The sequence below is a fragment of the Methylotenera sp. N17 genome (assembly GCF_000799155.1).
Taxonomy (GTDB): Bacteria; Pseudomonadota; Gammaproteobacteria; order Burkholderiales; family Methylophilaceae; genus Methylophilus.
On sequence record NZ_JUGE01000001.1, the window covers coordinates 439,179 to 464,395 of the forward strand.

26 protein-coding genes are annotated in these 25,217 nt (G+C 47.4%); 11 read left to right on the forward strand and 15 right to left on the reverse strand.

The genetic code is table 11. From position 1 onward, the window contains the following. Window positions 1-7: 7 nt before the first annotated feature. The 8 genes from FG11_RS02190 to FG11_RS02225 form a co-directional block, all read right to left on the reverse strand. On the reverse strand, window positions 8-595 hold the full coding sequence (locus FG11_RS02190) for a hypothetical protein (RefSeq protein WP_047532849.1): 588 nt from the start codon (window positions 593-595) through the stop codon (window positions 8-10). A 196-nt stretch (window positions 596-791) separates the two neighbouring features. After that, on the reverse strand, window positions 792-2,069 hold the full coding sequence (locus tag FG11_RS02195) for a dihydroorotase (RefSeq protein ID WP_047532852.1): 1,278 nt from the start codon (window positions 2,067-2,069) through the stop codon (window positions 792-794). After that, on the reverse strand, window positions 2,066-3,022 hold the full coding sequence (locus FG11_RS02200) for an aspartate carbamoyltransferase catalytic subunit (protein ID WP_020184008.1): 957 nt from the start codon (window positions 3,020-3,022) through the stop codon (window positions 2,066-2,068). The genes FG11_RS02195 and FG11_RS02200 overlap by 4 nt, the downstream gene beginning before the upstream one ends. Beyond that, window positions 3,015-3,572: a bifunctional pyr operon transcriptional regulator/uracil phosphoribosyltransferase PyrR gene (gene pyrR / locus FG11_RS02205; RefSeq protein ID WP_047532854.1), complete on the reverse strand. Its 558-nt coding sequence runs from the start codon at window positions 3,570-3,572 to the stop codon at window positions 3,015-3,017. Before pyrR ends, FG11_RS02200 begins: the two co-directional genes overlap by 8 nt. Continuing rightward, a complete protein-coding gene (gene ruvX / locus FG11_RS02210; protein ID WP_235276395.1) occupies window positions 3,569-4,054 on the reverse strand; it encodes a Holliday junction resolvase RuvX in 486 nt (161 codons plus the stop codon). Before ruvX ends, pyrR begins: the two co-directional genes overlap by 4 nt. A gap of 1 nt (window position 4,055) precedes the next feature. Beyond that, window positions 4,056-4,640 (reverse strand): YqgE/AlgH family protein, encoded by a 585-nt coding sequence (locus FG11_RS02215; RefSeq protein ID WP_020184011.1) that lies wholly within the window; start codon window positions 4,638-4,640, stop codon window positions 4,056-4,058. 52 nt (window positions 4,641-4,692) lie between these two features. Then, window positions 4,693-5,811, reverse strand: coding sequence for a bifunctional 3,4-dihydroxy-2-butanone-4-phosphate synthase/GTP cyclohydrolase II (ribBA, locus tag FG11_RS02220; protein ID WP_047532860.1), 1,119 nt, complete (start codon window positions 5,809-5,811; stop codon window positions 4,693-4,695). Next, a complete protein-coding gene (locus tag FG11_RS02225) occupies window positions 5,811-6,419 on the reverse strand; it encodes a riboflavin synthase (protein ID WP_047532862.1) in 609 nt (202 codons plus the stop codon). The genes ribBA and FG11_RS02225 overlap by 1 nt, the downstream gene beginning before the upstream one ends. A gap of 132 nt (window positions 6,420-6,551) precedes the next feature. Between FG11_RS02225 and FG11_RS02230 the strand changes: the two genes are divergently transcribed. The 10 genes from FG11_RS02230 (at window position 6,552) to kdsB (ending at window position 17,687) form a co-directional block, all read left to right on the forward strand. Next, entirely contained in the window at window positions 6,552-8,207 is a 1,656-nt protein-coding gene (locus tag FG11_RS02230) for a hypothetical protein (RefSeq protein ID WP_152604033.1), read from the forward strand. Between the two features lie 55 nt (window positions 8,208-8,262). Further along, the gene (locus tag FG11_RS02235) at window positions 8,263-9,540 is read left to right on the forward strand and encodes a lipoprotein-releasing ABC transporter permease subunit (RefSeq protein ID WP_088177916.1); all 1,278 of its coding nucleotides are present in this window, start codon (window positions 8,263-8,265) and stop codon (window positions 9,538-9,540) included. Next, window positions 9,533-10,225: a lipoprotein-releasing ABC transporter ATP-binding protein LolD gene (lolD, locus tag FG11_RS02240; protein ID WP_025223899.1), complete on the forward strand. Its 693-nt coding sequence runs from the start codon at window positions 9,533-9,535 to the stop codon at window positions 10,223-10,225. The genes FG11_RS02235 and lolD overlap by 8 nt, the downstream gene beginning before the upstream one ends. Before the next feature lie 3 nt (window positions 10,226-10,228). Next, window positions 10,229-12,661 carry a DNA internalization-related competence protein ComEC/Rec2 gene (locus tag FG11_RS02245; RefSeq protein ID WP_047532872.1) on the forward strand — a complete coding sequence of 811 codons (2,433 nt, stop codon included), beginning with the start codon at window positions 10,229-10,231 and terminating at the stop codon, window positions 12,659-12,661. 85 nt (window positions 12,662-12,746) lie between these two features. Continuing rightward, entirely contained in the window at window positions 12,747-13,352 is a 606-nt protein-coding gene (locus FG11_RS02250) for a MotA/TolQ/ExbB proton channel family protein (RefSeq protein WP_025223901.1), read from the forward strand. 129 nt (window positions 13,353-13,481) lie between these two features. Then, window positions 13,482-13,904: an ExbD/TolR family protein gene (locus FG11_RS02255; protein ID WP_020184019.1), complete on the forward strand. Its 423-nt coding sequence runs from the start codon at window positions 13,482-13,484 to the stop codon at window positions 13,902-13,904. Between the two features lie 57 nt (window positions 13,905-13,961). Then, window positions 13,962-15,719: a lipid A export permease/ATP-binding protein MsbA gene (gene msbA, locus FG11_RS02260; RefSeq protein WP_047532883.1), complete on the forward strand. Its 1,758-nt coding sequence runs from the start codon at window positions 13,962-13,964 to the stop codon at window positions 15,717-15,719. A gap of 10 nt (window positions 15,720-15,729) precedes the next feature. Beyond that, window positions 15,730-16,746 carry a tetraacyldisaccharide 4'-kinase gene (gene lpxK, locus FG11_RS02265; protein ID WP_052185064.1) on the forward strand — a complete coding sequence of 339 codons (1,017 nt, stop codon included), beginning with the start codon at window positions 15,730-15,732 and terminating at the stop codon, window positions 16,744-16,746. Further along, a complete protein-coding gene (locus FG11_RS02270) occupies window positions 16,746-16,931 on the forward strand; it encodes a Trm112 family protein (protein ID WP_047532889.1) in 186 nt (61 codons plus the stop codon). The genes lpxK and FG11_RS02270 overlap by 1 nt, the downstream gene beginning before the upstream one ends. Window positions 16,932-16,940: 9 nt before the next feature. After that, window positions 16,941-17,687: a 3-deoxy-manno-octulosonate cytidylyltransferase gene (gene kdsB, locus FG11_RS02275; protein ID WP_025223904.1), complete on the forward strand. Its 747-nt coding sequence runs from the start codon at window positions 16,941-16,943 to the stop codon at window positions 17,685-17,687. A 2-nt stretch (window positions 17,688-17,689) separates the two neighbouring features. On the opposite strand, the gene FG11_RS02280 is transcribed toward kdsB, so the two are convergent. The 7 genes from FG11_RS02280 to FG11_RS02310 form a co-directional block, all read right to left on the reverse strand. After that, window positions 17,690-18,034, reverse strand: a complete 345-nt coding sequence (locus FG11_RS02280; RefSeq protein WP_020184025.1) for a DMT family protein — start codon at window positions 18,032-18,034, stop codon at window positions 17,690-17,692. Window positions 18,035-18,166: 132 nt separating this feature from the next. Next, complete coding sequence (locus FG11_RS02285; RefSeq protein WP_020184026.1) at window positions 18,167-18,505, reverse strand: P-II family nitrogen regulator; 339 nt, start codon at window positions 18,503-18,505, stop codon at window positions 18,167-18,169. Window positions 18,506-18,573: 68 nt separating this feature from the next. Beyond that, a complete protein-coding gene (locus FG11_RS02290) occupies window positions 18,574-20,178 on the reverse strand; it encodes an NAD+ synthase (protein ID WP_047532892.1) in 1,605 nt (534 codons plus the stop codon). A gap of 9 nt (window positions 20,179-20,187) precedes the next feature. After that, window positions 20,188-21,147 carry an ankyrin repeat domain-containing protein gene (locus tag FG11_RS02295; RefSeq protein ID WP_020184028.1) on the reverse strand — a complete coding sequence of 320 codons (960 nt, stop codon included), beginning with the start codon at window positions 21,145-21,147 and terminating at the stop codon, window positions 20,188-20,190. Between the two features lie 11 nt (window positions 21,148-21,158). Then, window positions 21,159-22,049 carry a succinate--CoA ligase subunit alpha gene (gene sucD, locus FG11_RS02300; RefSeq protein WP_025223907.1) on the reverse strand — a complete coding sequence of 297 codons (891 nt, stop codon included), beginning with the start codon at window positions 22,047-22,049 and terminating at the stop codon, window positions 21,159-21,161. Next, on the reverse strand, window positions 22,049-23,224 hold the full coding sequence (gene sucC, locus FG11_RS02305; RefSeq protein ID WP_020184030.1) for an ADP-forming succinate--CoA ligase subunit beta: 1,176 nt from the start codon (window positions 23,222-23,224) through the stop codon (window positions 22,049-22,051). Before sucC ends, sucD begins: the two co-directional genes overlap by 1 nt. Window positions 23,225-23,417: 193 nt before the next feature. Further along, complete coding sequence (locus FG11_RS02310) at window positions 23,418-24,191, reverse strand: cytochrome c (protein WP_020184032.1); 774 nt, start codon at window positions 24,189-24,191, stop codon at window positions 23,418-23,420. Window positions 24,192-24,376: 185 nt separating this feature from the next. On the opposite strand from FG11_RS02310, the gene serB reads away from it, so the two are divergent. Continuing rightward, on the forward strand, window positions 24,377-25,216 hold the full coding sequence (gene serB / locus FG11_RS02315) for a phosphoserine phosphatase SerB (protein ID WP_047532896.1): 840 nt from the start codon (window positions 24,377-24,379) through the stop codon (window positions 25,214-25,216). Window position 25,217 lies beyond the last annotated feature (1 nt).

A 25,217-nucleotide genomic window follows, 5' to 3' on the forward strand; every position in this document is an offset into this window, starting at 1 on the left:
CTCCCGTTTATTTTTTGATGCCGCCAGAAAGCTCATCCTGCAATGTTTTGAGTGCTGCCCACTTGTTATCTGCTGCTAATGCGCTCTGTTGCGCCCAAGTGGCTGGGTTGGCCATACGGTAGCGTGCGCCGCCTTTATCTAAGATTGCACGCATTTGTGGAACGGTTTGTTTGGCAAGTTGGGCAAACGTTTGCACGCCGTTTTCTTTGAATAGATCATTGATTTTTGGACCAATGCCTTCAATCACGGTCAAGTCGTCTGCTTTTTTGATGGCAAACCCTGCGGCTTTAGCAGCTGCTAGATCAAAGCTGACTTTAGGCGCCGCTGGTTTAGCTTTTGCGGGTATTTTAGGTTTAGTCGCTTTGGGTGTTGCTTTTGCAGGAGGCTTAGCTGTAGTTACTGCTGCATTGGTTGCATTAGCCGCTGGTGGGCTATCTAACAATGCACTGGTTTGAGGAGGAGGGGCGCTTACTGATGGTGGAGTGGTGGGTTTGCAGCAACAGCGACATAGCCAACGGTTGAGTAACCAACCAATGAGGACGCCTGCAATTAACCAAAACCAGCAACAAGATAAAGTGCTTAACAAATGACTCATTATTACTCCTCAATAACTGATGAATGACGAATGGTGCTGTTATAAATACAATAATTTTGTTGCGATTAATTGACGAATGCTTCGCGTTCTTTCTGCATGCTAACTACTTTGTTATGCGCACTATCGGCTCAAACATTTAAAACGTCAAGTGCTTCCGTTTTAAGAGGCACTTTTAGCGTCTAAATACTATCGAAATTTACAATGTTGAGTAGGTGATGAGCCCTTCGACTAGCGTGTAATGCACCTTGCCAGCCAGCTCCATGTTTAAGAAAGGTGTGTTTTTACCTTGGCTTTTCAAGTGCTGTGCTTCTACTTTTCTGTATTCATCGGGGTTAAATATCACCACGTCCGCGCACTGCCCAACCGTTAGGCTGCCGGCAGGGATACCCATGATGGACGCAGGCATGATGGTGATGCGCGCAATGGCATCACTGAGCGTTTGCTGCGTATTGCTTGCCCACTTCAGGGTAAGCGGCAGGAGCAATTCAACAGCAGAAGCACCTGTTTCTGCCTCGGCAAATGGTAATAGCTTGGCATCGTCATCCACAGGGCTGTGGTCTGAGCAGATCGCATCAATGGTGCCATCTTTTAGGCCTTCACATAGCGCATATTGGTCACGCTGGGTACGCAATGGCGGGCGTAGATGTGTCTGTGTGTTAAAAAAGCCAATATCAAGCTCAGTTAAATGCAAATGCTGTGTACTAACATCTGCCGTGACCGCTTGCCCCTGTTGCTTGGCTTGACGTACCAGTTCCACGCCCTCTGCGGTTGATAGACGTTGGATATGAAGCCGTGTGCCGGTTTCACGTGCGATGCGCAGTAAGCTAGCCAGTGCCAAGCTTTCTGCGGCAGCGGGAATGCCTTTTAGTCCTAAACGGCTCGCGACTTCACCATCATGTGCCACGCCGTCTTTGGCTAAGTAGGGGTCTTCCGCCCGTAAAAATAGGGTATAGCCAAAGGTGGCTGCATACTCACATGCGCGCCACAGTACTTGCGTGTCGATAATCGGGTGATCGGCTTGGGTAAAGCCTACACAGCCCGCTTCGGTGAGCTCGCACATCTCAGTCAATGTTTTGCCTTGTAATTGGCGGGTGAGCGCGCCCAATGGATACACATGCGCAAGATTCAGTTTTTTAGCGCGATATTTCAGCATTTCAACCAAGCCGGGTTCGTCCAGCGTAGGTTCGGTATCAGGCGGGCATGCCAAGCTGGTGACACCGCCAGCCGCTGCTGCTTGTAATTCACTATTGAGCGTTGCTTTATATTCAAACCCGGGCTCGCGTAAGCGCACAGATAAATCCACCAAGCCCGGCGCTACAACTAATCCGCTGGCATCAATGGTTTGATTGGCCTTAAACCCAGAGGGGGCCTGATCAATGGCTACAATTTTCCCATCGGCTATATACAGGTCATGCTGGGCATCAATGTGGTTGGCTGGGTCAATCACGCGGCCATGTTGAATCAAGATATTCATGCTTGCCCTCCGCCTGCCAAAATCGCCATGACCGCCATACGCACCGCAATACCGTAAGTCACTTGCGGCAGGATGACAGACTGCAATCCATCTGCCACTGCGGAATCAATTTCCACGCCTCGGTTCATCGGGCCAGGGTGCATCACAATGGCATCCGGTCTGGCTAAACTGAGTTTTTCTTGGGTGAGGCCATACGTTTTAAAATATTCTTGAGTGCTGGGTAACATTGCACCCGTCATGCGTTCATTTTGTAGCCTTAACATCATCACAACATCCACATCTTTCAATCCGGCGCGCATATCATGGAACACTTGCACGCCCAGTTTTTCTACATCGGTAGGCAGTAATGTTTTTGGGGCAATCACGCGCACTTCTGGCACGCCTAATGTCGTGAGCGCATGGATTTCACTACGCGCTACGCGTGAGTGCAGCACATCACCCACAATGGCAATTCGCAAGTTGTGCATGTCTGGCTTGTATTTGCGGATGGTAAATACATCTAACAAGCCTTGCGTTGGGTGTGCATGGCGACCATCGCCGGCATTGATGACGCTAATATGGCTAGGCACATGTTGCGCAATCAAATGGGCGGCGCCACTTTGGTTATGTCGCACCACAAACATATCGGCATGCATGGCAATCAGATTGTTCACGGTATCTAAAATCGTTTCACCTTTAGATTGAGACGAGGTGCTGACGTTGAGATTCAGCACATCGGCCGATAAACGTTTGGCGGCGATTTCAAAGGTAGTGCGTGTACGCGTACTGTTCTCGAAGAAGATATTGCACACGGTTTTGCCACGTAATAACGGTACTTTTTTGACTTCGCGCTCGGCGACACCGACAAAGGATTCTGCACTGTCTAAAATCTCATTCAGAATGCGTTTGGGCAGACCCTCTATACTGAGCAAGTGTTTGAGTTTGCCTTCTGAGTTCAGTTGCGGGTTATGCATGTGGCGTATCCAATGGCGCAGATTGATTAGATTGCATGTCTTGTGTGTCTTTACTTATATGGTCTTCAAGACTTAAATGGAATTTACCCGAGGTATCCAGCGATAGTTGAAACGCTTGATGTGCTTCTAATGGGATCTGCGCGCCAGTGATTTGGGGGGCAATCGGCAATTGCGCACCGCCACGGTTGATCAGCACTGCCAGTGTAATGCTGGCAGGACGCCCATAGTCAAACAACTCATTCATGGCGGCACGTGTGGTGCGGCCAGTATAGAAAATATCATCGATTAAAATGATATGTTTATCGTTGACGTCGAATGGAATCCAAGAAGGTTGATTTTTAGACTTCAGTCCACGTTTAGCATAGTCGTCGCGATACATCGCAGCATCTAGTTTGCCAAACGGAATTTCGGTGCCTACGCTTGCACGTATACGCTCTAGCATCCACACACCGCCACTATGAATGCCAACCAGCGCAGTATTGGCTTGAATTAAAGGCTGGATCTGCGCAGTGATGTCTTGGAGGAGTAACTCGGGATCAGGTAAGGTCATACGGCGTTTGTCGGTATTGAGTCAAAATAAGATTGTAATATAGTTTGCGCGGCCACTTGGTCTATCATTGCTTTTTGCTGTTGGCCGTAGATGCCGGAATCTCTGAGTGATTGCGCTGCTTCTGCCGAACTCAGGCGCTCATCTACCATCACCACTGGTAAATTAAAACGCCCCTCAAGGCGTTGTGCAAATTTCTTGGCTAACTGGGTCAGTAAATGCGCTTCGCCATCCAAGTGCATAGGCAAGCCGACAACGAGTAGCTGTGGCCGCCATTCCTGAATAAGAGATTCAATCTGCGCAAACTTAACTGCATTTTCTTCTGCACTGATGGTCGTCAGCGGATGCGCTAATTTGAGCATGGTTTCTCCCACTGCCACACCAATACGCTTTTCGCCAAAGTCAAAACCAATGATCGTACCTTTGATATTTGGGTAAGTGCGCTCTAGTATCGGTAGGTGACTTTGGTTGAGCGGTTTTTCCATATTATGCATGTCCTGCTACCTCGGATAAGGAGGCAAAATCCACACCAATCAGACGCATGGCCATGGGTAATTTTTCGTCGTACGGCAGGTTGAATATCAAATCGTTAAAAGCTTTGGGTTGTGACACGCTGACTGAAAGCCACGCGTTTTTGCTCATTTCTTCTTCCAGTTGACCGGCTGACCAACCGGCATAGCCTAATGCAATGAGTATTTTGTCCGGACCAGCAGATTGTGCGGTGGATTCAAGAATGTCTTTCGATGTGGTGAGTGCAACTGACTCATTAATCTGCATGGTGGAGTTGTATTCTATGCTGGGCGAGTGCAATACAAAGCCTCGCTCCGTTTGCACTGGACCACCAAAAAACACCGGAATATCTGAGATGGTGGGGTACTCACAAGGAATGTCAATTTGATTAAACAGGTGGTCGAGCGTGATTTGCATAGGGCGATTCAGTACTACGCCCATGGCACCGTCTTCGTTATGTGTGCAAATGAAGGTGACGGTTTTGGAAAAGAAAGGGTCTTGCATGGCTGGCATCGCAATCAGAAACTGCCCTGTAAGATTCATGTTTTCCAATGGCTTCATTGTATCACACTATCCCTGTCAAAATAGTCATTTATTCAACCCAATCAACGTGTTATTGCTTAGGTTGTGTGCTGGATGGATTTTCTAGATAGCCTGTAATTTCTAGTCCAAACCCCATCATGCTTGGCATTTTACGTGGGGTGGCCATCAGTTTCATTCTACGTACGCCTAAATCCAGCAAAATCTGTGAGCCTATGCCATAGGTACGTAGCTCTTGGTTGTAACGGATTTTCTGGTCAGCATGCTGAATGCGTTCAATCAGCTGCTGACCGCTTTCATCGTGATGAATGAGTACCATGACGCCGCATTTAGCCAGCGCAATGGTTTGCATAGCATTGAGAATATTCCAACTGTGCGAATGGTTGCTACTATCGAATAAATCAATCAGAGAGAGCGGCTCATGCACGCGCACCAGCACTTCATCTGCGCTGGCTGGATCACCCTTTACCAGAGTTAAATGCGTCTCTTTGGCAATCTTGTCGCGGTAAGCAATCAATTTCATCGCGCCATAAGGGGTTTGCACCATGCGCTCGGCAGCACGCTCAATCAGTTTTTCATTTTCGGCACGATAGTGAATCAAGTCAGCAATGGTGCCAATTTTAATCTGATGTTGTTTAGCTACCGTCACTAAATCTGGCAAACGGGCCATTTCGCCATCGTCCTTGAGAATCTCGCAAATGACACTGGCAGGCTCACATCCAGCCAACATAGCTAAGTCACATCCTGCTTCGGTATGACCTGCTCGCACCAGTACACCACCGTTCATGGCGGCTAATGGAAAAATATGGCCAGGGCTGACTACACTTTTTGCATTGGCGTGTTTGGCTACCGCCGCTTGGATCGTGGTTGCACGATCGGCTGCAGAAATACCGGTCGTCACGCCTTCCGCGGCTTCAATCGAGACCGTAAAGTTAGTACCCAATTTTGCATCGTTCTTTTGCACCATGGGCGGCAGATTGAGTTGCTGACATCTGGCTTCGGACAAGGTTAAACAAATTAAACCGCGGCCATGTTTGGCCATAAAGTTAATGTGCTCGGCAGTGACAAATTCAGCGGCAATCACAAAGTCGCCTTCGTTTTCGCGGTTCTCGTCATCCACAAGGATAACCATTTTGCCTTGTTTAATGTCTGTAATGATGTCTTGAATAGGGCTGATGTCGCGCTGTGGCATTACGTATTCTCTGCTGATTGGGTAGACCATTCCGCCATACGCTCTACATAGCGGGCAATTTGGTCGATTTCTAAATTGACGGGGTCGCCAATGGTTAAGTATTGCAAGGTGGTGTGTTCAACCGTATGGGGGATCAGGTTAACACTAAATGTGTCTTGCTCAATCGTATTCACTGTTAGGCTTACACCATTGATACAAATAGAGCCTTTTTGTGCAATATATTTTGAGATGGCATGTGGTGCCTGAACTGCTAGCAACCAGCAATCACCTATGGCTTCAAAGCGTTTCACTCGGCCAATCCCATCTACATGGCCACTGACCAGATGTCCGCCCAGTCGATCCGATAGGCGAAGTGCTTTTTCTAAATTGACGGATTGCGGCTGCGACAGACCTACTGTAACCGTGAGTGTGGCCTTTGAAACATGTGCAAAAAAATAAGGGGCTTGAATGTCAGTGGCCGTCAAACATACGCCGTTGACTGCAATACTGTCGCCAATGGCAACATCTTCTAAGCCTAATTGATTGGCATCAATCTTGAGTTTTACGTCATCCCCAGTTGGGGTGGCTTGCTCAATTTGACCGATGCTTTGAATGATTCCTGTAAACATGTGTGAATTTTAACAGTTGCGCGTGCGATTAAGTAGGCCTCTGTGTAAAAACAATCGCGATCATCTGACTCCTCTGGTTGGTACAAACTTTGCATTTAAAGAAACATGAAGTGGTAATAAGTGGAAATGGATATGAACGTGATCGTACCAATTGCAAAAAAAATTCAGGCGATGTTATCGCATGAAAACACACAACTACATGAAACAATATTGCATCAGTTTCAAGGATTGTCTGCTTCTGAACGCATCAAGCTAGCACTGCAAGTGCTGACCGAGCTCAGCACTAATGGAAAAATTTCGGCCGAGACTTTCTTAAAATGCCTGCTTAAATTAGATGAAGGGATGCAAGATAGCTTAGAGCAATTAACGGTTAAGCGATTGAAAGTAAAGCTATATAATCGTGATGTGGGGTTGGCGATTGATGCTGTAGTCTACCCTTATTACCGCCGTTTATTTTTAGAGTATTCTCGGGTCATCAGCTTAAGTCAGTCTACGCGTTTATCTTTATTAGAGCAGGCTGCCATTAAAGCTTTACTCTACTGCCGTACTTACAACGCCGGATTTAGCATGATGATGTGGCGTTATTTTGATGATCAACCGCCACCTGCTGACGCTTGGATGGCCATCCACGATTTATTCAAATATGCCGAGAATTCGTCAATATTGTATGAACGCGTGATGTTATACCCTGATGTTAAAAAGCCGGTAGACATGGCCGTGTTGATGGTGAATGGGTTAATGCTGAGTACTTTACAAAAGGAAAATTATAATGCTGTGGAGATACATATCGTCTCTAGGCTACTGAACGATTGGGTGCGTCAGGTGATGTTTGAAAAAGCCTATGCGCCAGAAAAGTATCAGTATTTTGTCAATTTGAATCAAGATAAAGGCGCGGAACGTATTCGCGCGTTTGACCGTACCGCCGATTATCGCTATTGGCGAACGGAAGCGGTGGTCACCAAGATTGCCGATCACTTGGCAGCGATTGGCGCGAATGCGGTTGGGCAGGACAGTGATATTCGCGGTTATGCGTCGATGCGGACGATGACCAAACTGTTTAAAAAGCTAAGCCAGGATTGGTCCGTGCATGACTATAAGCGTCAACGCAGAGCTGTTGCGCGCGAGAAAGCTAACAGCCGCTTACTGGTGACCAGCGGTTTGGAACAGATTTGTAAACAGCTCAGCAAATTTCAGCTGCAAGATACGGTGCAAGATAAACAGCCGATTTTTGATATTAAAGCCACCACCTTAGATCAAATGCATTTGACACAAACCAAACACTTGCTGATGGGCTTGGACGAATGGGTGTTGATGGATGTGAGTGATACTGGGTTTGGTGTAGATTTAGGTAGAGAGCCCAGCCCGTGGGTAGAGGCAGGCAAACTGGTTGGGTTTGCGCATCCACAACAAAAAGCATGTTATGTGGTGGCTGAAATTAAGCATATCAAACGGCAGAAAAATGGTGCCTATCGTGCTGGCTTACAAATCATTAGTCTGCATTCCTTATCGATGCAATTGATTAAGCTGGATCACACGCAAGTGGAGTTATCCAAAGGGTTTTATTTAGAGCTCGATGAATCTGATATTGAGATTAACCGTGTGGCCTGCGTGTGGGTGCCGCCGCATCATACGCAACCTAAATCATCCGTCATTATTCCCATCAATGAATACCAGCGTCATCGTCAATTTAAAATTGATATCAATGGCGAGGAAAAAACTTTAGTTCTAGGTGTTGCCATCGAAATGCAAACAGAATGGGTGCGTGCCTCGGTGGCGGCTATTCATTAATTAGCACGTTAGCATGGGTGGAAATTGGCAGCACAAAGCTGTTAAGATGCTACCCATGTTAAATTTCAAACAGTCATTGCCATTTGAGTTGTTGGTTGGTCTGCGCTATACCCGCGCAAAACGTAAAAACCATTTTATTTCTTTTATTTCATTTACCAGCATGATAGGCATTGCCCTAGGCGTATGGGCATTGATTGTGGTGCTATCGGTCATGAATGGATTTCAGGATGAGTTAAGAAATCGCATTCTGGGCGTTGCCTCGCATATCGAAATCACCGGCTTCAATAATCGCTTGTCTGATTGGCAAACAGTTGCCAAGGAAGTCACGCCAGCCACTCCACAGGGCGAGTCACGTGTATTGGCCGCCGCGCCCTACGTAATGGCGCAAGGCATGCTCAGTTACGGGCAAGCGGTGCAGGGCAGTATTGTTAGGGGGATATTGCCAGCGGAAGAAGCGCAAGTCTCTTCATTGTCCACGCACATGAAATCGGGCCAGCTGACGGACTTAAAAGCAGGTGAGTTCAATATTGTGCTTGGGTCAGATCTTGCCATGTTGTTAGGCGTAAGTGTCGGCGAGAAAGTGGTATTGCTCGCTCCGCAAGGCCAGTTTACGCCAACCGGGGTGGTGCCGCGTATTAAACAATTTAAGGTGGTGGGCATCTTTCAAATTGGCATGTATGAGTATGATGCCGGCTTGGCTCTGATACACATGGCGGATGCCGCAAAGCTGTACCGTATGGATGACCAAGTATCTGGCGTGCGTTTAAAGCTGAATGATTTATTTGATGCAACCGCGGAAACCGCGCGCCTCAATACGCAACTCAAAGGCGCGTATTACATTACCGATTGGACGCAGCAGCACGCCAATTTCTTTAAAGCGATTCAATTAGAAAAACGGGTGATGTTTATCATTTTGGCGCTGATTGTTGCCGTGGCTGCGTTCAATATTGTCTCTACCTTGGTGATGGCTGTGACAGACAAGCGCGCCGACATTGCGATTATGCGTACCTTTGGCGCCAGCCCTGCCTCTATTATGAAAATATTCATGATTCAAGGCGCGCTGATTGGCATGATTGGTACCGTGGCAGGGGCTTTCTTTGGCGTATTGACCGCGCTGAATATTGACACCATTGTGCCTTTCATCGAACGTACTTTTAAAGTGCAGTTTTTGGCAAAAGATGTCTATTACATCAGCGACTTACCTTCAAAACTATTGTGGACAGATGTCTGGACAATTTTGATTTTATCTTTTGTATTAAGTTTGTTTGCCACGCTGTACCCCAGCTATAAAGCATCCAGAATCAACCCAGCTGAGGCCTTGCGTTATGAGTAATACTAGTCCGCAAAATATTATTCAATGTGAAGCGCTGACCAAAACCTATACAGGGCTCGATGTGGCCGTACTCAATGGTATTGATTTGCAAGTAACGGCTGGTGAACAGATTGCAATCGTCGGTGCTTCCGGTTCTGGTAAAAGTACGCTGTTACACTTATTGGGTGGTTTGGATCAGCCTACTACGGGCAATATCAAACTGATGGGTCAAGCGCTCTCTAGCTTAAATGAAACACAAAAAGGTGTATTGCGTAATCAATCGCTAGGCTTTGTCTATCAGTTCCATCATCTTTTACCCGAGTTTACTGCGCTGGAAAACGTCGCATTACCACTCCTCATTCGACGAGAGTCACGCACACAAGCGATGGCACAAGCGGCCGAAATGCTGACCAGCGTAGGCTTGCAACATCGCTTGGAGCACATGCCGGGTGAGCTTTCAGGCGGCGAGCGTCAGCGCGCAGCACTGGCACGTGCATTGGTCAGTAAGCCACAGTGTATTTTGGCCGATGAGCCAACAGGCAATCTGGATCGTGTGACTGCGCATCAAGTATTTGATTTGCTGCTGGAGATTAATCGGGCGCAGAACACAAGCTTGATTGTGGTGACACATGACTTACAATTGGCTGCCAAACTACACCGACAATACCAATTGGTCGATGGCAAGTTACAGGATTTAAACGCTTAGACTATGGTGGTGATTGTGCTGGGTGTCGTATTGGGCGCTTGGGCATTACAACAGCAGGCCAGTTTGCCCCACGCGTTGCCACTTACCTTGGCTTGGTGTGTGTTGTTGGCACTCAATGTTGGGGCTCGCTGGTATCTGCGTCGTCATGGGTTATGGATATCCAAGTATCCACGACTAATCACGGCAAGCAAACGCGGATACTGGTTTGTCATTGCAGTGCTATTTGGCTTTACTTGGGCTAGCGTACTGGCTACTTATCGACTCGCTGATGCGTTGCCCAGTGCTTGGGAGCAGAAAAATATCACGCTGATTGGCGTAGTAGCCTCGCTCCCCGAGTATACGGAACATGGCCAGCGTTTTGTATTTGATGTAGAGCAGGTGTTGACGCCGCAAGCCCAAGTCCCTAAGCGCATTTCTTTAAGTATTTATCCACCTTATCCTTCACGTACAGCCACTACCAAATCAGTAGAGTCTACTCCACAAGCAAGCGTTGGTGAGCGTTGGCAATGGACAGTGCGACTCAAGCGCCCGCATGGCGTCATCAATCCGCACGGGTTTGATTTTGAAGCATGGGCGCTATCCGAGCGTATCCGTGCCACGGGTGCGGTGCGGCTCAAAAGCGATATGCGCAAACTTAGCACTAGGGTAAATCATCCCCGTTATTGGGTGGATTATGCGCGTGCAAAGGTAGCCTCACGCATTACGGATGTGTTGGCAGACAAACCCTATGCTGGTGTCATACGCGCATTGGTGATTGGCGATGACAGTCAAATCTCACGTGCCGACTGGGATATATATATGCGTACCGGTACCAATCATTTGATGAGTATTTCCGGGCTGCATATCACCATGCTGTCTGGACTGATATTTGCGCTGACCTATTGGCTATGGCGTCGATATACGCGTTTGCTACTGCGGTTGCCAGCCCGCAAAGCTGCTGCTGTGGCGGGGATGATAGCGGCACTGCTATACGCAGCACTCGCAGGTTTTTCGATTCCAACCCAGCGTACACTTTACATGTTGATGACGGTGACTGTGATGCTGTGGTTAGATCGACCGATTAACATGCCAAAAATGCTGGCAATTGCGTTGCTGGTAGTGGTTGTAATGGATCCTTGGGCCGTCAATGCCGCGGGGTTCTGGCTATCATTTGGTGCCGTGGCGGTCATTGCTTATGCCATGGGTGGCAGAATCGGGCGCCCACATTGGTTGATGGAAGCGGTGAAAGTGCAGTGGGTTGTCACCCTTGGTTTATTGCCATTATTGGTGGCGATGTTTGGGCAGTTCTCGCTCATCTCGCCGATTGCCAATGCATTTGCGATTCCCGTGATTAGTTTTCTTGTGGTGCCCGCAGCTATCTTGGGTAGCTTGCTGCCGATAGATGTAAGTTTGCAATTATCGCACGCAATATTAAGTGTGACTATGGCAGGACTCAACTGGTTATCTGCCATGCCATTGGCGACTTGGCAGCAGGCGGCACCAAGCATATGGACATTGTTGCTGGCAATGTTTGGCGTGATATGGTGGCTGCTCCCGCGTGGTGTACCCATGCGCTGGTTAGGCACAGTTTGTATGCTTCCCTTATTTTCTCCGCATGCCAATGGGTTGCATACAGGTGATCTGCGTGTCACCGTGCTCGATGTTGGGCAAGGGCTGAGTGTGTTTGTGCAAACTGCGCAGCACACCATGTTGTACGACGCAGGCACACGTTACGATGCACAATCTGACGCGGGAATGCGCATTGTTATTCCATTCTTACGCGCAGAAGGGGTGGGTAAGTTGTCGGGGGTAGCGTTATCCCATGATGATTTGGATCACTCTGGGGGCATTGCCTCTGTAGTAGGTCAAGTGCCTACCGCTTGGCTACTGAGTTCTTTATCGCCGCAAGCAAGCTTGCTGCAACAGCCACCGTTTGATACTTGGCCCCAGCAGAAAAAAATCACATGTCATGCGGGCCAGCATTGGCAATGGGATCAGGTACGGTTTGAAGTCTTGTACCCCACTATTGAACAACTACAAAACATCACCCATAAAGATAACGATAAAAGTTGTGTGATTAAAATTACCAGCCGATATGGTGCGGTATTATTGACGGGCGATATTGAACGTGGCGCAGAGTCTGCACTCATAGAAAGTGCAGCAGAACGATTAAATAGTGATGTATTGATTGTGCCGCATCATGGTAGCAAAACATCTTCCACGCCAGCGTTTATTGAAGCCGTTGGCGCGCAGCATGTGGTGATGACCAATGGTTACTTGAATCGGTTTGGGCACCCTAAACCAGTGATTGAGCAACGCTATTTAAATCATGATGCACACATCTATCGATCCGACCATGATGGCGCGGTACAGTTTGCTTTTCAAGCCAATCAGCCCATGACGGTGACACCATGGCGCAAAGTGTTTCCGCGTTATTGGCACGATCGCTATCCGTAATGCGTAGGAAATGCTGACTTAAACTTGCTGAAAGCAACACTTAACGCTAAAGTAGCGTTAGTTTTTATATGAAGGAGTTTTTACTGTGTGGGAAATTATTGTTGCTGCCGGATGGCCAATTTGGCCGCTTATTATCGCTTCAGTCATTGCACTTGCCATTATTGGTGAGCGTGCCTGGGCACTGCGTAGCGAGGTGGTTGCGCCCAGTAATTTGTTGCCAGAGGTGCAAAAATGGTTGGGCCAAGGCGGGGTGACTAGAGAAACCTTAGCCAAATTAGAAGCCCATTCTTTATTGGGTGAGGTGTTTGCCAGTGCTTTGGCTAGTGCAAAAAGCTCACGCGAAATTACTAAAGAGGCGATTGAAGAAACCGGCCGTGCTGTGGCGCATAAGTTGGAGCGTTATTTAGGTACATTGGGCACTATTGCCACGGTAGCCCCGTTGCTAGGTCTATTGGGTACTGTGATCGGTATGGTGGAATTGTTCGGCTCTTTTACTAACAGTGGTCACGATGTGGCGCAGTTTGCACGCGGGATTTCCGTAGCGCTGTATAACACGGCTGCCGGGATTGTGGTGGCGGTGCCAGCCATGATTGCTTACCGCTATTATCGCGGTAAAGTAGACGGCTTGCTGGTGGATATGGAGCAACAGGCGATTAAGCTAGTGGAAATCATCCACGGTGATCGCAAATAAATGTACCTGTTGTGTTCTAACGTTGTTACTTTCGCTAGCCGTACCTAATTGTACTGTCTGCGCTCAAGTGCCTAGTTAACACACAACATCCTGCATTTATTCAATATATAAAGTATTAAGAGGAAAATCATGAATTTTCAACGAGGTAAACGCCACGAAGATTTAGAAATGAATCTGGTGCCACTCATTGATGTGTTGCTGGTGATTATTATTTTCTTGGTAGTGAGTGCAACATTCTCGCGCACCAGTGAGCTGCAAATCAATTTACCAACAGCAGAAGCCAACGCACCGCAAGAAAAACCATTGACGATTACAGTGGAAGTAGATGCCAGCGGGCACTATGTGGTGAATGGCGCCGCTGTAAATGGCGATAGCGTAGAAGTCATTTCTAGTGCGCTGGTCAAAGCAGTAGGCGATGGTAAAGAGCCCACCATTATTATTAATGCGGATGCAAAAGCAACGCACCAATCTGTGATTAATGTCATGGAAGCGTCACGTTTGGCTAACTTCACCCATATCACATTTGCAACACAGGTGAACTCTGGCTCTTAACCTTCCATCTTGTATGGATCGCTTCATTGCGATTGAATTGAAGTATCCCTAATCACCATGTCGCGTCAGAAACGTAAACAAGATTCAATTATTCCAGTCGCAAATGCAAAGCTCTTGTATTTGCGACTGTTTCGTTATGCTTGGCAGTATAAAGTCTATTTTTTAATCACAGTGGTGACTACCGTGATTCTCTCTGGTAGCAATACCGCATTTCTTGCACTGATTAAAAAAGTCACGGATGAAGGCTTTGTAAAGCAGTCGACCGAGCAAGTATGGATGTTGCCTCTCATGTTGTTTGTCCTGATGACTGTCAGAGCCTTGTCGGGTTTTGCATCTGTCTATAGTTTAAAAGTAGTCGCGCGCAATGTAGTCGCGCAGCTTAGAGTACAAGCCTTTGAAAAGCTGATGCAATTGCCCGTTAACTTCTTTGATGCGAGTTCAACTGGACTATTGGTTTCAAAACTGACCTATGATGTGGAGCGCCTATCCAGTGTGACCACACGTTCTGCTCTGAATGTAGTGCGTGATGTGTTGACCGTCATTGGTCTGATCGGCTATATGCTCTACTTAGATTGGCGCTTAACCTTAGTCTTTGCCACCGTTACCCCGTTGATGGCGCTCTATTTACGCAAAATGACGCCCAAACTGCGTTCCAACGCTAAGAGAGTGCAGCAAGGCGTGGGCGAGATTACCAAAAGTGCAGAAGAGGCGATTGCAGGGCAGCGCATTGTCAAAATATTTGGTGCGGAGCCTTATGAAATCGAGCGGTTCAGCACAGTGGTCAATAAAAATGCACATTTTGAATTACGCTCCACGCGTATTGCCGGCCTCAGTAGCTTTGTCATTGAAATATTATCGGCATTGGCGCTCACGTTGGTGGTGTATTACGCCATGGGACAATTTACGGTAGGGGAGTTTGCCGCATTTGTGGGTGCATTATTGATGATGATTGCGCCGATTAAGCACATTGCAGCGGCCAATGAAGACCTGCAAATTGGCTTGGCTGCAGCGCAAAGTGTATTCGATTTGATTGATAGCCCGCATGAAATCAATGAAGGTGATAAGCAGATTGCGCGTGCACGTGGCGAAATTGAATTTAAACATGTATCGATTCGCTATGAAAACGCAAAACGGCTGGCCATTGACAATTTGAGTTTTAACATTCAACCGGGCGAGAAAGTCGCGCTGGTGGGGCGCTCTGGCAGTGGCAAAACCACGCTAGTGAATTTATTGCCGCGCTTTTACGAGCTGCAGCAGGGCATGATATTGCTGGATGGTGTAGATATTCGTGCACTGGAGCTGAAAAACTTACGCACGCAATATTCATTGGTGAGCCAAGATATCGTCTTGTTTAATGACACCATATTTAACAATATTGCTTATGGCGTATTACGTAACGCCACGGAGGCTGATGTGATTGCTGCAGCCAAAGCTGCGCATGCATGGGATTTTATTCAGCAGTTGCCAGATGGCTTGCAAAATGAAGTGGGGGATCGCGGTGTACGTTTGTCTGGTGGTCAAAAACAGCGGATTGCCATTGCACGCGCTATTCTTAAAAACGCACCTATCTTATTGTTAGACGAAGCTACTTCCGCACTTGATGGAGAATCTGAGCAGCACGTACAAGCCGCTTTGGATACCTTGATGCAAGGCCGCACGACGCTGGTGATTGCACACCGTTTAAGTACCATTGAGAACGCAGACAGGATTTTGGTGATGGACCATGGGCGTATCGTAGAGTCTGGCTCGCATCAATCGCTGCTGGCACAGAATGGCTACTATAGTAAGCTCTATCACAAAGAGTTCGACACTTAACGATATGGCTATGCAAGCGTGGTTTCAACAGCAATGGCAAACCAAAAGTCTGGCGCATCTGTTGTTAGTGCCAATGTCTTGGCTGTTTCTAGCCATCACGACGGTTAGACGTTTTTTATACCGTGTACGTATACTTTCTTCTTATCACTTAGCAGTGCCAGTCATTGTGGTGGGCAATATCACGGTCGGCGGTACTGGTAAAACGCCGTTTGTTATCTATCTGGCAGAACAGTTGAAACTGGCTGGCTATACGCCGGGGATTATCAGCCGCGGTTATGGTGGCAGTCAAACCGGGCAGGTATTTGCAGATAGCGCCCCATACATGACAGGCGATGAACCGGTATTGATGGCGAAGCGTACTGCTTGTCCGGTCTGGGTAAATCCAGATCGTGTGGCGGCAGGACAGGCCTTGCTACAAGCCTATCCGCAATGTGATGTCATTATTAGCGATGACGGCTTGCAGCATTTACGCTTGCAGCGAGATATCGAGATTGTGCTGGTAAATGCGCAGGCATTAGGTAATCAATACTTATTGCCGGCCGGCCCATTGCGTGAAAGTGTCTCGCGATTAAGCTCAGTGAGCTATATAGTAAATAGCGGCGAGCAGGCGCTGCCAATTGCTGTGATGGACTTGCCTCCGCAATATCATATGCAGGTGTATGGTGATGTGTTTCAGTCGCTCACTGGTGGGCAAACACAACACGCTACATTGTTTAAAGATAAGCCTATATCTGCGATTGCTGCCATTGGTCACCCTGAACGTTTTTTTAGCGCATTGACCGCGTTGGGGCTTAAATTTGAGCGTAAAGTGTTTCCGGATCATCATCCATTTAAACTACAAGACTTTGTGGATGTCTTAACCCATACCATCATCATGACAGAGAAAGACGCGGTAAAATGTCAGTCATTGCCACTGACAGATGCTTGGTATTTACCAGTGACAGCAGAGGTGACTGCCACACATGCACAGTCATTGCCATCCGCAGTCATTGCAACATTAACGCATATGCAACAAAGGAAATCATAATGGATTCTAAACTACTTCAGATTTTGGTATGTCCAGTGACCAAAGGGCCACTGGTGTACGATAAGGCGAAAGGCGAACTGATCTCAAAAGCAGCACGCTTGGCGTATCCGGTGCGCGATGGTATTCCAGTGATGCTGGAAGATGAAGCCCGTAAGATGGAAGAAAAAGAATATTTAGAAGATTGATGGATCGCAATGTTTAAAGTAGTCATTCCTGCACGATATGCCAGCACCCGCTTACCGGGTAAACCATTGTTGGATATTGCCGGTAAGCCTATGGTGATTCGCGTGGCCGACCAGGCGAGTAAAAGTCAGGCCGACGAAGTCGTGATTGCCACAGATTTTGAGAAGATCCTTGCTGTAGCCGAGCAATATACTTATGCAGCAGTGATGACGCGTATTGATCATGCTTCTGGCACTGACCGCATTGCAGAGGTAGTCGAGAAAATGGGGTGGCATGATGATGCGATTGTGGTGAACGTGCAGGGTGATGAGCCGCTGATTGATCCTAAGCTCATCAATGAGGTAGCGCTCACCTTAGCGCATAATCATGAAGCGGTGATGGCGACTGCCTGTCACCCGATTCACGATGAAGCTACTTTTCTAAATCCTAATGTCGTCAAAGTAGTGATGGATGCCAACGGCAATGCGCTCTATTTTAGTCGTGCGCCCATTCCTTACCCACGGGACGATGTGTATAAACAGGCGATTCAAGCGTACCGCCATATTGGTATTTACGCGTATCGCGTAGGGTTTTTAAAGCAATATGCCGAACTCACTGTGACGGCGCTTGAAAAGATTGAAAGCCTAGAACAGCTACGCGTGTTATACCATGGCTATAAAATTGCAGTCAGCGTGACCGATCATGCGCCAGCCAGTGGGGTAGATACGGAGCAAGATTTAGCAATGGTGCGTGACTTGGTTCAGAGCAGCACGGGTTAGCATTAACTTCTAAAGATAAAGTACACCGCGCCCATCAGGCAGAGTGCGGCCCACAAAAAATCCAGCTTGATCGGTTGCTGCATGTAATAAATGGCAAACGGGACAAACACTGCCAGCGTGATGACTTCCTGCAGAATCTTTAATTGCGCAAGGTTAAACTGCGTGAAGCCAATACGATTGGCGGGCACTTGAAACAGATACTCAATTAAGGCGATACCCCAACTGATGAGCGCGGCAATAATCCAAGGTTTGCTACTGAGGTTTTTGAGGTGACCGTACCATGCAAATAGCATGAACAGGTTAGAAATGCTAAGCAGTACGATCGTTTTAAGTAGGGTAGCGCTCATGAGTAATGCTTAAGTTTTTTCACACGTAATCTTTCTCAAAAGTGACGTGGTCAAGGTGTCTGAGCGAAGGTAGTACACATGGGTACGACGAGCGAAAGACAACGCAGACCACAGCAACTTTTCAGAAAGTATTTAAACGGCAGCTTCGCCAGTCTCACCAGTCCGAATACGAATCACTTGCTCTACGTTAGTGACAAAAATCTTGCCGTCACCAATTTTGCCTGTATGGGCAGATTTAATGATGGACTCTACCGCTGCATCCACCATATTGTCGGCTACCACTAGCTCAATTTTAATCTTAGGTAAAAAATCTACGACATATTCTGCGCCACGATATAGCTCGGTATGGCCTTTTTGACGACCGAAGCCTTTGACTTCTGTGACGGTTAAACCATTGGCGCCAATTGCAGACAGTGATTCGCGCACTTCATCGAGTTTAAATGGCTTAATAATGGCTTCAATTTTTTTCATGCGGACTCCCTCGGTATTCGTTATTTTGCTTCTAGCAATGATTAATTATTCTACGCATTAACCTTTGACTATTCAAACGTTAACTTGCATGTAATCGGGTAGCGTCTATCTTTGCCAAAGCCTTTTTGTGTAATTCTGACACCTACTGGCGCTTGTCGGCGCTTGTATTCGTTTCTATCAATCAGTTGCGTCACACGCAGCACGTCTTTGGTTTGATAGCCCAATTGCATAATCGCGTGGCGGCTCATGTCTTCTTCAACATAAGCCTGCATAATCGCATCTAGTATTTCGTAAGGCGGTAGGCTATCTTGGTCAGTTTGATTGGCACGGAGCTCAGCACTTGGCGCGCGCGTGATAATACGTTCCGGGATAATTTTGCTACGCGTATTGCGATATTCAGCCAGTCGGTACACCAGCGTTTTGGGCACATCCTTAAGCAAGGAAAATCCACCTGCCATATCGCCATATAGCGTGCTATAACCCACGGCCATTTCAGACTTGTTGCCGGTAGTCAGCACAATGCTGCCAAACTTGTTAGAAAGCGCCATCAGCAACATGCCGCGAATGCGTGCCTGCAGATTTTCTTCAGTGGTATCAAACGGACGGTTGCCAAATTCTGGCGCCAAAGCGGTACGGAAGGTATCGAACAGTGTTTTAATGGGGATGAGACTATGGTGCACGCCCACGCGATTGGCCATCTCAATTGCATCGTCCACGCTAATGTTCGATGTGAACTCTGATGACATTAGGACCACTTTCACTCGTTCGGCACCTAGCGCATCCACCGCGATCGCCAATGTCAATGCAGAATCAATGCCGCCAGATAACCCCAGTACCACACTAGGAAAACCATTTTTATTGACATAGTCTGCAAGGCCTAAGGTTAGCGCGTGATATACCGTGGCCTCCATGCTTAATAGTGGCACTAGTTCCACAGGTTGCGGTTGACCATTAAGCACCTCTACGTAGCTTAATGTTTCCACAAAAGCTGGCAGTTGCTGAGAGACTTTCCCTTGTTGATTGAGCACAAATGATGCGCCATCAAACACTAACTCATCTTGCCCGCCCACCATATTGGTATAAATGACAGCCAAGCTAGTTTCTTGGACCCGCTCCGCTAAAATCTCATAGCGCGTATTGAGCTTGTCCATATGATAAGGGGAGGCATTGAGTGAGATCAGCAATTCTGCGCCCGCATGCTTGGCACGCATAGCCGGCGCTTTCTCCCAGCCGTCTGCGCAAATGAGCACGCCAATTTGCAGACCATCCAGCGCAAACACAAAAGGGGTGTCTCCGCGCTCAAAATAGCGCTCTTCATCAAACACGCTGTAGTTGGGCAATACTTGCTTATGGTAAGTGTTTTGTATTTTACCTTGCTGAATGAGCGACGCTGCGTTGAATAGCTCACCATTCACTTGATGAGGATGGCCAATAAGCACACTTAACTCAGGTGGAATCGCATCACATAGGTAGGCCAGCGCACGCTGGTTTGCTTCTAAAAAATCATTGCGGTAGAGCAAGTCTTCCGGAGGATATCCGCACAATACCAGCTCTGGGGTGACCATGAGTGTTGCACCTGCCGCATAGGCCTGCTGGGCGTAGGCAATGATTTTTTTGGCATTGCCATGCATGTCACCCACCATGGCATTGATTTGAGCAATCGCAATTTTCATGTAGTTTAGTTAGTAGCGACCGCCAGCATTTTTAATCAATTCAACAATGGTTGGATTTTTAAGTTTCAGCGCGTAGACATAGGCGGTTAGGCCATATTGGTCACGCGCCTTTACATCAGCCTTGTTGTCCAACAATAATTTCACCATCTCTTCAGCGTTGCTATCCACCGCCAATTGCAGTAAGGGCGTGCCTTCGGAATCGTGGTGATTCACATTAGCGCCTTTGGCAATTAGCGCCGTGGCCACTTCTACCTGTGATTTTTTGACGGCCCAAGTCAAGGCCGTCCATTTGGAGTGGTCTTGCTCATCCACATCCGCACCTTTTTCTAATAGATAGCTAACTGCTGGGGCATGGCCTTCACGTGCTGCGATCATCAATGCAGTGGTCCCCAACTTGTCTTGGGTATCTAATTTTGCACCGTTATTGATTAAGCTGGTAATGGTAGGGATATCACCGCTTTTGGCGGCGTACATGAGTACGGGTTTCCCATCATCACTTTTAGTGTTGGCATCAATCCCACTTTTAATAATTAAATCAACGGTTTGGCTGTATCCCGAGGTGGCAGCTAATCCTAGTGCACTCCAGCCAGCGGGGTCGCGTACTTTGGCATCAGCGCCTTTATCGAGCAGTACTTTGACTGTTTCGATATTGTTTTTCTTGGCGGCAAACATCAATGCCGTCCAGCCGCCTTTATCTTTGGCGTTCACATCCGCGCCTTTTGCAAGCAGCGCGCTAGCTACATCTGCGCGGTTTTTGCGTGCTGCGTACATCAGGGCGGTAATGCCTTCGTTATCCCGCGTGTTTGGATTTACGCCGCTACTCAGCATGGCATTGACGGTTGCAATATCACCCTTGGATGCAGCTGTGAACAAATAGGCAACGTCAGCGTTGGCAGCGTTCGCCGTCATATTGGCACTGAAGGTCAAATAGCCTACCAGTAAGCATTGCACCAGCACATAAAAACGCATAAATAATAGCCTTAAGAATGAAACACTTGTTTGAGTTGCATGGCTTTGACAACAGCTTCGCCCAATTGTGCCGGTGAGTTAGCCACAACACATCCTGCAGACTCTAGCGCTAGGATTTTATCTTCCGCGCGTCCGCTGCCGCCAGAGATAATCGCACCAGCATGTCCCATGCGCTTGCCTTTGGGGGCGGTTAAGCCTGCAATATAAGCAGCTACAGGCTTGGTCACGTGGTGTTTAATAAAGTCGGCTGTGGCCTCTTCATCGCTACCGCCAATTTCACCCACCATGATAATCGCTTCGGTTTCTGGGTCTGCCTCAAACATGGTCAAGCACTCAATAAAGTTGAGGCCTTTGATGGGGTCGCCACCAATGCCTACACATGTGGTTTGACCTAAGCCTAGCGCAGTTGTTTGGTGTACTGCTTCGTAAGTGAGTGTGCCGGAGCGTGATACCACGCCGACTTTGCCGCGTAAGTGAATGCTACCCGGCATAATGCCAATCTTACATTCATCCGGCGTAATCACACCCGGGCAGTTAGGGCCAATCAGTTTGGTGCCATTGGCTTTGAGTGCCGCTTTCACATTGAGCATATCCAATACAGGGATGCCTTCTGTAATGCAAACCACCAACTCAATACCTGCATCAGATGCTTCTAAAATAGAGTCTGCGGCGTAAGGAGGCGGTACGTAAATCACGCTGGCATTGGCTTGTGTTTCACGCACAGCTTCACGCATGGTATTAAATACCGGTAGGTTCAGGTGCAGCTGTCCGCCTTTGCCTGGCGTCACGCCACCCACCATCTTGGTGCCATAGGCCAATGCTTGCTCAGAGTGAAATGTGCCTTGTTTGCCGGTAAAGCCCTGGCATAGCACGCGTGTATTTTTATTGACTAAAATGGCCATTATTTCACCGCCAGACTGTTTACTGATTTCACGGCTTGTTGTGCGGCATCGGTTAAGTTTTCTGCAGAGATAATATTTAAACCACTTTCACGTAACATTTGTTTACCTAATTCAACGTTGGTGCCTTCCAAACGGACGACAACAGGGATGGTCATGCCGACTTCTTTGACAGCAGTGATAATGCCTGAGGCAATAATGTCGCAGCGCATAATGCCGCCAAAAATATTGACCAAAATGGCTTTGACTTGCTTGTCTGCCAAAATGATTTTAAATGCCTTGGCTACTGTTTCAGCGGTTGCACCGCCACCTACATCCAAAAAGTTGGCTGGCATGCCACCGTGTAATTTAATTAAATCCATGGTGGCCATGGCTAGACCAGCGCCATTCACCATACAGCCGATATTGCCATTGAGCGCAATATAGTTCAGCCCGGCATGATGCGCTTCGGCTTCTTTTGCATCATCTTGCGACCAATCACGCATTTCCGCCAATGGTTTTTGGCGATACAGTGCATTGTCATCCACTGTCATTTTGCAATCTAAGGCCACCAACTTGCCATCGGTGGTGACGATCAGCGGGTTAATCTCTAACAGCGCTAAGTCATTCTCTTTAAATAACTTGTATAGCCCTTTGGTCAGTTTGGTAAACGCGGTAATTTGGTCGCCGACTAAGTCCAACGCAAACGCCAAATTACGTGCCTGATAATCGACCAAGCCATTCAGCGGATCACAGATTTCCTGTAGGATTTTTTCAGGCTGTGTAGTTGCGATTTCTTCAATGTCCATGCCGCCCGCGCTTGAAGCAACGATCACGACACGCTCCAATGTTCTATCGACTAACATCGAAAGATAGAGTTCACGTGCGATAGGTAAGGTTTGCTCTACCAATACTTGATGTACTGGCTGGCCATCTGGTGCATTTTGATAGGTAACTAAATGTTTACCTAGTAGCGCATTGGCAACGGTTTGTGCTTCTTGCCCGGATTTCACCAGCTTAACGCCACCTGCTTTACCACGACCACCGGCATGCACTTGCGCTTTGACTACCCAAGCACTTCCAGCAATTTCTTTGGTGGCTGCTGCGGCTGCCTCCTCTGATTGCACGACTTGTCCGATGGGGGTAGTGAGACCATAACGTTGTAGGAGTTGCTTCGCTTGATATTCGTGTAAATTCATTTTAAAAGTGGATTTTTGATTAATTTATTTTCAATCGCTATTTTCGCGCAAAAGCTGGATGGACGCTAGTAAAAAAGCCATTGCCGCTGCGTTGTTACGCATTGCTTACAGTCGTGGATGGCGAAGATGGTATGTGCATAAAAAAAGCCACGCAAACTGCATGGCTTTTTTGTGGGCAAACATTTAAAACATTCTATAAATCTTGTTCCCAAGCATTGCCGTACACTTTGCCATTGCGTGACAAAATGTACATCTGATACATGCTGATAAACCACATATAGCTAGACGCCAAACTGTAGCCTATGCCGCCAATAATGGTGAGCCAAGCAAAATTAGGTGAAAGCTTAGTGAGCCACCAGGACAAGATGTCGATAATTAAGAAGGCAAACGGGAACGCAATGGCCGTGACTTTGAGTGCTTTAGGCACATTCACTGCAAAGCTAAAAATAAAGCCAATAAAAAAGAAAATAAAGCTAATACCAAATAAGTGAATATGTGAAACGCGCGTTAAGCTTTGAATGGTTGCGCCTTCGCTAGTGGCCGCTACTTTTTGTACTTCTTCAAAGTTTTTAAAGTTAGGAATGCCCGGCAACGCGCTGTGGCAGACCACACAGTTTTGTGCAAATACATCTTTGTAATGTGCATCCCAAGCTTCTTTAGGGGCACCTTTTCTCACCCATTGAATAATGTCTGCACGTACAGCATCCGGGGCATTGGCTTTCATGGAGCCGTTTAATTTACTCTCTAACTTGCTGTGGGTGCGGTCACCGTAGTAGCTATACACAATGTCATTTTTAGATAAACCGACTTTGCCATCGGCCATACCATGGGTGAGCATGATTTGTAGCCCCGCCATACACAAGCCAACACCAATCACTAACAAATAACCGGTGAATAGCGCTTTTAAAGGCCATGGTAAATTGGGTAAGTTGAGCCATGCGAGATTGGCGGGGGGGGTTGTTTTCATTTTAATTCCCATAAAAGGTCAAACACAATAACGTATTTACAGCATAAACGTATTCACAGCATATCATTCAAGGCTTAAAAAATAAATTCGTAAACACCATTAAAAAGTAGGGTTAATTCTGTGCATTAAAACGAATCCCAATACGAACTGCTATAATTTTGTTTTTAAAATCATTCGAGTTGCTCATGCGTTTAGTTGTTCAAGGGCGTGCGATTTCCTTGTCGCACCTCACCCATATTCATCGAATCATCGGCGGTCATGCACAGTTTATTCAAGTGGGTGAGTTTGCCTATTACTTACCTATCCAGCAACAAGATACCGCTGAGGTAGCACGCTTTTGTGCAGAGCAATTGTTAGATTACGCAGTGGTGCCAGACCAGCAGCGCTTAAATCAATTTGGCTTATGTGTGATGGACATGGATTCCACGCTGATCAGCATTGAGTGTATTGATGAGATTGCTGACATGATGGGCATTAAGCCGCAGATTGCGGAGATTACTGAAGCCGCAATGCGCGGTGAACTAGATTTTGCGGCAAGCCTTAAAAAGCGTGTTGCATTGCTCAAAGGCTTACCAGAAAGCGCGCTGCATCGTGTGATTGAAGAGCGATTACAGCTGAATCCAGGTGCACAAGCGTGGATTACAGCTTGCAAAGCGCATCGCATTAGCACCATGGTGGTGTCGGGTGGATTCACTTTTTTTGCTAACCACGTTAAACAGCTACTTGGCTTGGATTACGCTGTGTCGAATACATTGGAAATTGTAGACGGTAAGCTCACTGGCAATATTCTGGGCGATATTGTTGATGCACAACGTAAGGCGGATGAGCTGGTGAAGTTACGTGACCAGTTAGGCTTGAAACCCGAGCAAACCATTGCGATAGGCGATGGGGCGAACGACCTGAAAATGATGGCTGCGGCGGCCATTGGCATTGCTTATCACGCCAAACCGGTGGTACAGCAACAAGCAAAATATGCCTTAAATCATACTGGGCTAGATGGCGTGATTAATTTATTGAGCGCTTAAC

Excerpts from the sequence above, each read along its gene's own strand:
- kdsB (WP_025223904.1), top strand. The coding sequence starts at position 16,941 with ATGTTTAAAGTAGTCATTCCTGCACGATATGCCAGCACCCGCTTACCG.
- FG11_RS02225 (WP_047532862.1), bottom strand. The coding sequence starts at position 6,419 with ATGTTTACAGGAATCATTCAAAGCATCGGTCAAATTGAGCAAGCCACC.
- ruvX (WP_235276395.1), bottom strand. The coding sequence starts at position 4,054 with ATGGAAAAACCGCTCAACCAAAGTCACCTACCGATACTAGAGCGCACT.
- FG11_RS02310 (WP_020184032.1), bottom strand. The coding sequence starts at position 24,191 with ATGAAAACAACCCCCCCCGCCAATCTCGCATGGCTCAACTTACCCAAT.
- FG11_RS02290 (WP_047532892.1), bottom strand. The coding sequence starts at position 20,178 with ATGAAAATTGCGATTGCTCAAATCAATGCCATGGTGGGTGACATGCAT.
- FG11_RS02195 (WP_047532852.1), bottom strand. The coding sequence starts at position 2,069 with ATGAATATCTTGATTCAACATGGCCGCGTGATTGACCCAGCCAACCAC.
- ribBA (WP_047532860.1), bottom strand. The coding sequence starts at position 5,811 with ATGCCACAGCGCGACATCAGCCCTATTCAAGACATCATTACAGACATT.
- FG11_RS02190 (WP_047532849.1), bottom strand. The coding sequence starts at position 595 with ATGAGTCATTTGTTAAGCACTTTATCTTGTTGCTGGTTTTGGTTAATT.
- FG11_RS02245 (WP_047532872.1), top strand. The coding sequence starts at position 10,229 with ATGGTGGTGATTGTGCTGGGTGTCGTATTGGGCGCTTGGGCATTACAA.
- FG11_RS02280 (WP_020184025.1), bottom strand. The coding sequence starts at position 18,034 with ATGAGCGCTACCCTACTTAAAACGATCGTACTGCTTAGCATTTCTAAC.
- FG11_RS02255 (WP_020184019.1), top strand. The coding sequence starts at position 13,482 with ATGAATTTTCAACGAGGTAAACGCCACGAAGATTTAGAAATGAATCTG.
- sucD (WP_025223907.1), bottom strand. The coding sequence starts at position 22,049 with ATGGCCATTTTAGTCAATAAAAATACACGCGTGCTATGCCAGGGCTTT.
- FG11_RS02285 (WP_020184026.1), bottom strand. The coding sequence starts at position 18,505 with ATGAAAAAAATTGAAGCCATTATTAAGCCATTTAAACTCGATGAAGTG.
- lpxK (WP_052185064.1), top strand. The coding sequence starts at position 15,730 with ATGCAAGCGTGGTTTCAACAGCAATGGCAAACCAAAAGTCTGGCGCAT.
- pyrR (WP_047532854.1), bottom strand. The coding sequence starts at position 3,572 with ATGACCTTACCTGATCCCGAGTTACTCCTCCAAGACATCACTGCGCAG.
- serB (WP_047532896.1), top strand. The coding sequence starts at position 24,377 with ATGCGTTTAGTTGTTCAAGGGCGTGCGATTTCCTTGTCGCACCTCACC.
- msbA (WP_047532883.1), top strand. The coding sequence starts at position 13,962 with ATGTCGCGTCAGAAACGTAAACAAGATTCAATTATTCCAGTCGCAAAT.
- FG11_RS02230 (WP_152604033.1), top strand. The coding sequence starts at position 6,552 with ATGAACGTGATCGTACCAATTGCAAAAAAAATTCAGGCGATGTTATCG.
- FG11_RS02270 (WP_047532889.1), top strand. The coding sequence starts at position 16,746 with ATGGATTCTAAACTACTTCAGATTTTGGTATGTCCAGTGACCAAAGGG.
- FG11_RS02235 (WP_088177916.1), top strand. The coding sequence starts at position 8,263 with ATGTTAAATTTCAAACAGTCATTGCCATTTGAGTTGTTGGTTGGTCTG.
- lolD (WP_025223899.1), top strand. The coding sequence starts at position 9,533 with ATGAGTAATACTAGTCCGCAAAATATTATTCAATGTGAAGCGCTGACC.
- sucC (WP_020184030.1), bottom strand. The coding sequence starts at position 23,224 with ATGAATTTACACGAATATCAAGCGAAGCAACTCCTACAACGTTATGGT.
- FG11_RS02295 (WP_020184028.1), bottom strand. The coding sequence starts at position 21,147 with ATGCGTTTTTATGTGCTGGTGCAATGCTTACTGGTAGGCTATTTGACC.
- FG11_RS02200 (WP_020184008.1), bottom strand. The coding sequence starts at position 3,022 with ATGCATAACCCGCAACTGAACTCAGAAGGCAAACTCAAACACTTGCTC.
- FG11_RS02215 (WP_020184011.1), bottom strand. The coding sequence starts at position 4,640 with ATGAAGCCATTGGAAAACATGAATCTTACAGGGCAGTTTCTGATTGCG.